Below are 8,066 nucleotides of genomic sequence, written 5' to 3'. Positions count from 1 at the left end.
GGTCATGAATGTGTGGGAGGCGGTGTACTTCGATCACGATCCGGCCAAGCTCGCCGCGCTCGCCAATGTCGCCGCCGCCGTCGGGGTGGAGCGATTCGTCCTCGACGACGGATGGTTCGGATCTCGACGCGACGACACCGCTGGCCTTGGCGACTGGCAGATCTCCGAAGAGGTATGGGGCGGCGGAAGGTTCCGAGCGCTCGTCGACCATGTCACCTCGCTCGGAATGCAGTTCGGCCTCTGGTTCGAACCGGAKATGATCAACCCCGACTCCGACCTGGCCCGCCAGCATCCCGAGTGGATGCTGCAGGTGCCAGGCCGGCTGCCAGTCGAGTTCCGCCATCAGCAGGTACTCGACATCTCCCACGAGGGGGCGTTCCGATATGTCCGCGACAGCATCATCAGCGTCGTTCGCGAGTACGCGATCAGCTTCATCAAGTGGGACCACAATCGCGATCTCATCGACGGCGGCTCAACTCGAACCGATCGCGCCGGCGTGCACGAACAGACGCTCGCTGTGTACCGGCTCATGGACGAGATTCGCGATGCCTGCCCGGGGCTCGAGATCGAATCCTGTTCCTCGGGAGGCGCACGAGTCGATCTCGAGATTCTGCAGCACACCGATCGCGTGTGGGCGTCCGATTGCATCGATGCGCACGAGCGCCAGCACATTCAGCGGTGGACGGCCCAGCTTCTTCCCCCGGAACTGGTCGGCAGTCACATCGGGGCCGACCGCGCGCACACCACCGGGCGGTGCCTGGACCTCTCCTTCCGTGCGGCGACGGCACTGTTCGGTCATTTCGGCATCGAGTGGGATCTCACCGAGGCATCACCCGATGACCTCACCGCACTGAAGGAGTGGGTCCGGTTCTACAAAGCCCACCGGGAACTCATCCACACCGGTCGCGTGGTGCGCACGGCCAGCGACGACGACGCACTGTGGCTGCACGGGGCGGTCAGCCCAGACCGGCAGCGAGCGCTCTACYCGATCAGCGTCCTGGATCGTCCGGTGACCTGGCCCGCCGGACGCGTCCGGCTGCCGGGTCTCGACGAAACCGCGCTGTACCGAGTGACCCCGGCAGGACCGAACGCGACAGATGCGTGGGATCCGAAAGTGCATCCGGCCTGGTGGAACCCGGAAGGAGTGATCCTCCCCGGGAAGGTGCTAGCCCGCATCGGGGTGCAGGTGCCGGCCTTGCTCGTGGACCACTCGGCCCTGATCCTCGTGCATAAGGTCGCCCCCGCACCCGCCATCCCACTCGGTTCCACCCACGAAGGAGTGGCCAATCCATGACGACCCTCACCCCGGCTCGCGTGAAAACGCGCCGCCCACGAAGCGACCTCAGAGTGGCGATGATCTTCATCGCTCCGGCCGCGATCGGCTTCGTCGCCTTCTTCCTGATCCCGACCGTGCGCGGAATATGGTTCAGCTTCACCGACCAGAACCTCATCGGCTCGGGAGTATTCATCGGCACCGACAACTACACCCGGATGTTCGCCGACCCGTTGTTCTGGAACTCGCTGCTCGTCACGGTGTACTACGTCGTCATCAACATCACGGTGCAGACCGTGCTCGCGGTGCTGATCGCGGTGCTGATGCACCGCCTGACCCAGTCCCTGGTGATCCGGGGCATCGTCCTGCTTCCGTACCTGGTCGCGAACGTCGTCGTGGCCTTGATCTGGTTCTGGATGTTCGACTACTCGACCGGGATCGTCAACGTGGTCATCGATGGCATCGGATTGGACCGGGTGGCCTTCTTCGGTGACCCGGTCACGGCCATTCCGACCATCGCATTGATCAACGTGTGGCGCTTCGTCGGGTACACCGCGCTGCTTGTCTTCGCCGGGCTGCAGACCATCCCGAAGGAAATGTACGAAGCGGGCGCTCTCGACGGAGCGAGCGAGCCGCGAATGTTCCGATCCATCACGCTGCCGCTGCTTCGGCCGGTGCTTGCACTCGTGCTGGTGATCACGGTCGTCGGATCGTTCCAGATCTTCGACACGGTCGCGGTCACCACGGAGGGCGGTCCCGTCAATGCCACCCGGGTCATCTACTACTACATCTACCAGCAGGCCTTCGAGCGATTCGACCTGGGTTACGCATCCGCCCTCTCGGTCTTCCTGCTGGTCGCCCTCGCCCTGATCGCTTATGCGCAGTTGAAGTTGCTGCGCTCGAACGAATCGGATCTCGCATGACCGCCACCTTGTCCTCACCGCCGCGCCACGGTACGGGCGAACGGACACCCCTACCGACCGCGATACCGTCCACGCGCCGCCGCCGGTCATTCAACCCGGGTCGGTTCTTTGGCTGGGCGGCCCTGATTCTGGTTCTCCTGGTGACACTGTTCCCGTTCTACTGGATGCTGCGGACCGCGCTGTCGACGAACAGCGCTCTGTATCTGCAGCCCGGCAACCCGCTGCCGGTCGAGTTCAGCTGGGGCGGGTTCCGTCGGGTCCTCGGACTGGCGACACCGGAGGAGATCGCGGCCGACGGCGGCACCAGCGGCACCCTCAATTTCTGGCTCTATCTGCGCAACTCGATCATCGTATCGACGACGATCACCGTCGGTCAGGTGTTCTTCAGCTCGATGGCCGCTTACGCATTCGCGCGACTGCGCTGGCCGGGGCGGGATGCCGTGTTCTTCCTGTTCCTGACCGCCCTGATGGTTCCGCCGATCTTCGTCCAGTTGCCCAACTTCGTCCTCATCCGCGATCTCGGCCTGTTGAACACCCTGCCCGGGGTCATCCTGCCGTTCCTGTTCATGACCCCGTTCGCGGTGTTCTTCATGCGACAGTTCTTCCTCGGCATCAGCCGTGAGGTCGAAGAATCCGCGATGATCGACGGCGCCGGCCACTTTCGGATCTTCTTCCGCATCATCATCCCGATGTCGTGGACTCCGATGCTGACGCTCGGACTGCTGACCTTCATCACCGCATGGAGCGAGTACTTCTGGCCGCTCCTGGTCGGCCGCGGCGAAGACTCGCGGGTCCTGACAGTCGCGCTGGGGATCTTCCGCTCGCAGACGCCCCAGACCGGGCCGGACTGGGCGGGACTCATGGCAGCGACGCTCATCGCCGCGCTCCCCGTCTTGATCCTGTTCCTCGTCTTCGGACGAAAGCTCATCGACAACCTCGGCTACTCCGGAATCAAGTAGCCGCCCAAACGTGTGCCGAATCCCGTCGACACCCGATCCACACCCAACAGCACCGAAAGGTCAGCAATGCAGCACCTGAATCGGCCCGCGCGCCAGATCATGATCGGTGGCGCAGCAACCGCCGCCGCACTCTCCGTCATCCTCTCCGGCTGCGCCGCCTCCCAGCCCAGCGACGAAGTCGACGCCCAGGAGATCAGCTACTGGCTCTGGGACTCCAATCAGCAGCCCGCCTACCAGCAGTGTGCGGATGACTTCACCAAGGCCTCCGGAATCACCGTCAACATCGAGCAGTACGGCTGGGCAGACTACTGGCAGGGTCTGACGACCGGCTTCGCGTCGGGGAGCGCCCCAGACGTCTTCGCCGATCACCTCTCCTATTACCCCGAGTTCGTCTCGCAGGGCCAGTTGCTGGGCATTTCCGACCGCATCGAGAAGGACGACGTCGACCTGTCCATCTATCAAGACGGCCTTGCCGACCTGTGGCAGGACCAGGAGGGCGAGCGCTACGGGCTCCCCAAGGATTTCGACACCGTGGCACTCTTCTACAACGATCAGATGGCATCCGACGCCGGCCTCACCGTCGACCAGCTCTCCACCCTCGAGTGGAACCCGACCGATGGCGGCACCTTCGAGCAGGCCATCGCGGCGCTGACCGTCGACGCCAACGGTGTGCACGGCAACGAGGCAGGGTTCGACAAGAGCAACGTCGCTGTCTACGGACTCGCACTCTCAGGCAACGGACTCAACGCCTCCGGCCAGCAGACGTGGGCACCGTACGCGCTCAGCAACGACGACTGGTACTTCGGCGACAAGACCCCGTGGACCACGGAGTTCAACTTCGGGGCACCGGAGTTCACCGACACCCTCGCCTGGTACCACAGCCTGCAGGAGAAGGGGTACATGCCCAGCGTGGACATCGCCCTCTCCGAGCAGGACCCGCTGAACGGCTACCTCGCGGGCCGCTACGCGGTCGTCTCCGATGGTTCCTGGATGAACGGGTCGTACCTCGGCCAGGATGACGTCCCCACGAAGGTCGCGCCCACCCCGATTGGAAGCAGCGGCGAGCGCGCCACGGTCTTCAACGGTCTCTCCGACGGCATCTGGTCCGGAACGAAGAACCCCGACGCCGCCTGGGAATGGGTCAAGTACCTCGGATCCGCTGACTGCCAGGACGTGATTGCCGAGTCCGCAGTGGTGTTCCCCGCGGTGAAGACGTCTACCGAGAAGGCGACGGAAGCGTTCGCCGCCAAGGGCTGGGATATCACCGGCTTCACCACCCAGGTGGTCGACGGCACCACCAAGCTGCTGCCCATCGCGGACAACTGGTCCACCGTCAACGACACCATGACCGCCGCCATCGAGTCCTACCTCCAGGGCAACGGGGACGCTGCGTCCATCGCCGCGGCCAACGACCAGGTCAACGCTCTGTTCAAGTAACCGATCCGGGTCGCCCGCGGGTGTGGCAGACACACGCGCGGGCGCCCCCCTCACCCCCCTGCGCAATTCCGTGCGAGGGCGATCGTGAAACGCGCGAAGAGCACCTCGTCGCGAAGCACCGACTCGACCACTCCGCTCGCCGCGAACGCCGAAGGTCGATCATGACGTGCGTCGGCATCTGCTGATCGCGGTTGACGAGGAACACCGATACTGTCGTCGGAGCCCGGCGCGGGCGGATTTACGCGGGTGGCTGCGTGATGCTCGCCGTCACTCAGCACACAGCTCGCACATCGCGGTCAGTACCGCATTGACCGCCACGTACGCAGACATCACCGCAGCTGCTCACCTTGCGGACGAGACCTCCGACGGTGCAGAACCCGGTGGGTCCGCCGGTGACTTTGCGCCGGACACCAATACCGAGCTGGGTGACCGGAACCTGCTTGAGTCAATCGGGGACTGGGTGGTTGGCGCCGCGGAGAACGTTGGCGACTTCGTAGATGAGTCCATGGCGAACGTGAACGAGATCAAGGACGAAGCGGTTGACCAGTTGAACATGTACATGGAGCAATTTGCGCTCCTCGTCGTTACAGCCTGCGTCATGCCGATCCTCGTCATGTTGCTCTTCGCCTGGATCATCAAATTGCTGTTCTCCGTGGATATCGCTGCAGGCAGGCTGGGGCGCACTCTTCAATCGCAAGCCAGTCGAGGAGTCAAGTCCGCAGGTCGAAGCGCGCATCAGGCTACGTCCAAGGCGACAGGCTCGAGTTGAGTCACGGCGCACTTCAGTGCGCGCCGTCATCAGCGCGGGCCCGCTGCGCTCCGGGACCGTGGAAGTCGTTCGAGATCTCGTTCTCATCACGCTCTGCTGTACTGCGCCGGCTACGCGTTCATGGCTAGCTCAACGAGGTCCCGTTCGTCGCAGGCGTCGACCTTCTCGATTTGTTGTGGTTACTCGGTGCCGGCGGCTCGGTCGAAGTCGCGCTGCCAGTCATCCATAGCCTTTCGCGGGCCGATGAGTCCGTCGATCGCGACTTTGAAGACGAGTCCTCGGTGGGCGTTGACCTGTCGGATGTTGTCGATCAGCTGGGCGTCGACCGCCTCGAGTGCGTGTTGCACGTCTTGGATACGCTGATCCACCTCGTCCCACAGGCGCGGGTTGGCCAGCATATCCAGGAGATACCCACGGTCAAGCGCTGCAGCGAGCTTGCCAAGCTTGTCCGCGTATTCGGCGTCTGCGCGAGCACGTTCGACTTTGTCTGCCTTCGCCTTGAGCCGGCCGAACAGTTCCGTCACATTCAAGATCAGAGAATCCAATTGCCCGACCGTCGTCACTGCGACTTGGTTGCCGGCTGCAGCATCCACCGCGTAGGCAGGTCGAAGCTCAGTGAGCTTCAAGAGGAGGCTGCGGATGCGCGGCGGCACCGGATCGACACCGCGCTTGCTCCTCGCGGGCTTGCCGCGTGCTCTCCGACGGAAGAACCAGACCGTTCCAGCCGTTGCTGCGCCTCCGACGACGATCGCCGCCAGTCCCCACCCAACAGGGGTCAGGCCCCCACTGTTGAAGGCTGCTGTTGTCGCCATGGCGACGAGTCCAATCGCCAACGAAGCGCCGAAGATCGCCCCCACGACGATCCACACCTTCTTCTTGTTCCTGTCGTACCCCTCCAGCCGCATGCCCCACGCATCCCGCTGACCACCGAAGAGGGTGATGAGTATGTCGATGAGCCACCAATAGCCGAACCCGCCCAGGGTGAAGAACTTCGCAAGAGCCGTGCCGGTCTTTCCCAGGTAGAACCGATCGGCGCCGAACATCCCGAGAAGGTACGAGAGCACGAGTGTGACGACGTAGCTCTTGCTTCCCTCCGGCACAGGGTGTGGTGGCTTGGCTGACGATGAATGCGGTTGCGGTGGAGGGGGCGGCTGCCGCACTTGGGGTGGGGGTGGCTGCGGAGCGCGCGGGGGCGGTGGTGCATCAGCAGACATCTTCGACCTCCCCGTCCCCGGCGAAGCGCCGAGCAGAGCCATTCTGCCAGCGGTCACCCACACGACTCGCTCAACGCTGCGTGGAAGTATGCAACCGTCAACCGCCGCGGTTGCGTTCGAGCGCGTAAAGCGCGACCTTGCGCTGTCTGGCGGTGCGGCCGGCGTGGGCCGAGCTACCGGCGTCGCCGACCTCGGTCTGCGTCTACGGCCGGACTTCCTTGCTTGAGGGCGATGTCAACAGCCAAGGCCACCGCGATGACGAGGGAACGTACCGGCTCCTTCAATGGCTGCCCGATTTGGACAACGTAGTTGTCGGCCTTCGTGAAGCGTTCCTTGCTCCACCCCGCCCAGGTCTTGCTCACCCGGGCGAACTCCGTCCCTGCTGGATCCTCTATCCGAAAATCCCACTCCTCGATCGTTTCGGCGTGCATTGAACCGAGCCGCACGCCGCCGGCCGTCAGCCCGAATCGAGCGTGACCAACTTTGTCCAGGCCGTCCGCTGCTGAGCCGATGCGACCCGCGACCCCGCTGGCGATTAGCACCGAGCGAGCGGTGGCGGCCGAAGCCACACGGACCGTTTTGCCTGCGATCCAGCCGACCGACTTTCCGGCGGCGCCGGCGGCGGCTTTCCCAGCCGTGGCGCCAGCAACAAGCCCGATCCCCACGCCTGCGATCCCGGCGACGTTCTGGAGCGCAGCGTGGGCGACTGTGGCCATACCGCCGACCACCCCGTGAGATTCCTGCGTGATCTGACCGATGGTGACGCCATGTGAGTCTTCGACGACCATATTGGACTTACCGGAAGACCACTTTGCCGGCCTCGTGATCGTCAACTGCGTACGACGATGCATGTCGACAACTCGGAACCGATACTCGCGGCTATCGTCGGTGCGGCCATAGAAGCTGTCGCTGGTTCTCGCCTTGAGGCCGCGAGCTACCTCCTCGACGCGGCCGAGTTGTACCCCGCGCTGGTTGAACACGTCATAGGACATGGTGCCACCGAACATCCGGACCTTTTGATTCACGACCAGCACCGGTTCAGTGAATAGGGTCCCGCCGCCGACGGGCCTGTCGGTGATGGCTTTGCGTGCTTGCCGCTCGACCATTCTGTTCCGGCCGCGGGCGTCGGAGCCTGTGGCTTCGGCACCGTCGAGCGCGTCTGTCCCCTGTTGTCCGCCGGATGACACGTGTTCGGTCCACTGCGCACCGTCCCAATAGCGAACACCGAACCGACCAGTCGGGTCGGAATACCAATCGGCGGGCGCGCCTCCGGTATTCGCGTCTGGCGACGGCGGCGTCGCGACGACGGGCCAATCGGTCGTCTGGAGTCCGGCTGATGCCACATGGTCGGTCCACTGCGCACCGTCCCAGTACCGTTGCTCGTGGCGTCCAAACGGATCGGGATACCAATCAGCGGCAATAGGCGTTGTCATGAGTCTCACTATCGACTTCGGCAGGCGGTGTGCCAACACTAAGGCTTGGATCGGGCTC

General features: G+C 64.0%; 7 protein-coding genes. 5 read left to right on the top strand and 2 right to left on the bottom strand.

Going from position 1 to position 8,066, the window contains the following annotated elements:
- The 5 genes from AC1DVT_RS15780 to AC1DVT_RS15760 form a co-directional block, all read left to right on the top strand.
- Window positions 1-1,294 (top strand): alpha-galactosidase (locus AC1DVT_RS15780; protein WP_477389948.1); only part of this gene is annotated, 1,294 nt, incomplete at its 5' end.
- Window positions 1,291-2,196, top strand: a complete 906-nt coding sequence (locus AC1DVT_RS15775) for a carbohydrate ABC transporter permease (RefSeq protein WP_477389947.1) — start codon at window positions 1,291-1,293, stop codon at window positions 2,194-2,196. The genes AC1DVT_RS15780 and AC1DVT_RS15775, both read left to right, overlap by 4 nt.
- On the top strand, window positions 2,193-3,155 hold the full coding sequence (locus tag AC1DVT_RS15770) for a carbohydrate ABC transporter permease (RefSeq protein ID WP_477389946.1): 963 nt from the start codon (window positions 2,193-2,195) through the stop codon (window positions 3,153-3,155). The genes AC1DVT_RS15775 and AC1DVT_RS15770 overlap by 4 nt, the downstream gene beginning before the upstream one ends.
- A 66-nt stretch (window positions 3,156-3,221) precedes the next feature.
- On the top strand, window positions 3,222-4,592 hold the full coding sequence (locus AC1DVT_RS15765) for an ABC transporter substrate-binding protein (protein ID WP_477389945.1): 1,371 nt from the start codon (window positions 3,222-3,224) through the stop codon (window positions 4,590-4,592).
- 307 nt (window positions 4,593-4,899) lie between these two features.
- Window positions 4,900-5,361 carry a hypothetical protein gene (locus AC1DVT_RS15760; RefSeq protein ID WP_477389944.1) on the top strand — a complete coding sequence of 154 codons (462 nt, stop codon included), beginning with the start codon at window positions 4,900-4,902 and terminating at the stop codon, window positions 5,359-5,361.
- Between the two features lie 179 nt (window positions 5,362-5,540).
- On the opposite strand, the gene AC1DVT_RS15755 is transcribed toward AC1DVT_RS15760, so the two are convergent.
- Window positions 5,541-6,575 (bottom strand): TM2 domain-containing protein, encoded by a 1,035-nt coding sequence (locus tag AC1DVT_RS15755; protein WP_477389949.1) that lies wholly within the window; start codon window positions 6,573-6,575, stop codon window positions 5,541-5,543.
- Between the two features lie 173 nt (window positions 6,576-6,748).
- Window positions 6,749-8,066 (bottom strand): DUF2510 domain-containing protein (locus AC1DVT_RS15750; protein WP_477389943.1); only part of this gene is annotated, 1,318 nt, incomplete at its 5' end.

The sequence above is a fragment of the Microbacterium sp. P2_F9 genome, from assembly GCF_056403635.1.
Note: the sequence above shows the minus strand (reverse complement) of the source record. Positions and strands in the feature narration are given on the sequence as shown.

What these genes read in the sequence shown, in the direction of transcription:
- AC1DVT_RS15775 (WP_477389947.1), top strand. Translation starts at nt 1,291, where the DNA reads ATGACGACCCTCACCCCGGCTCGCGTGAAAACGCGCCGCCCACGAAGC.
- AC1DVT_RS15770 (WP_477389946.1), top strand. Translation starts at nt 2,193, where the DNA reads ATGACCGCCACCTTGTCCTCACCGCCGCGCCACGGTACGGGCGAACGG.
- AC1DVT_RS15765 (WP_477389945.1), top strand. Translation starts at nt 3,222, where the DNA reads ATGCAGCACCTGAATCGGCCCGCGCGCCAGATCATGATCGGTGGCGCA.
- AC1DVT_RS15755 (WP_477389949.1), bottom strand. Translation starts at nt 6,575, where the DNA reads ATGTCTGCTGATGCACCACCGCCCCCGCGCGCTCCGCAGCCACCCCCA.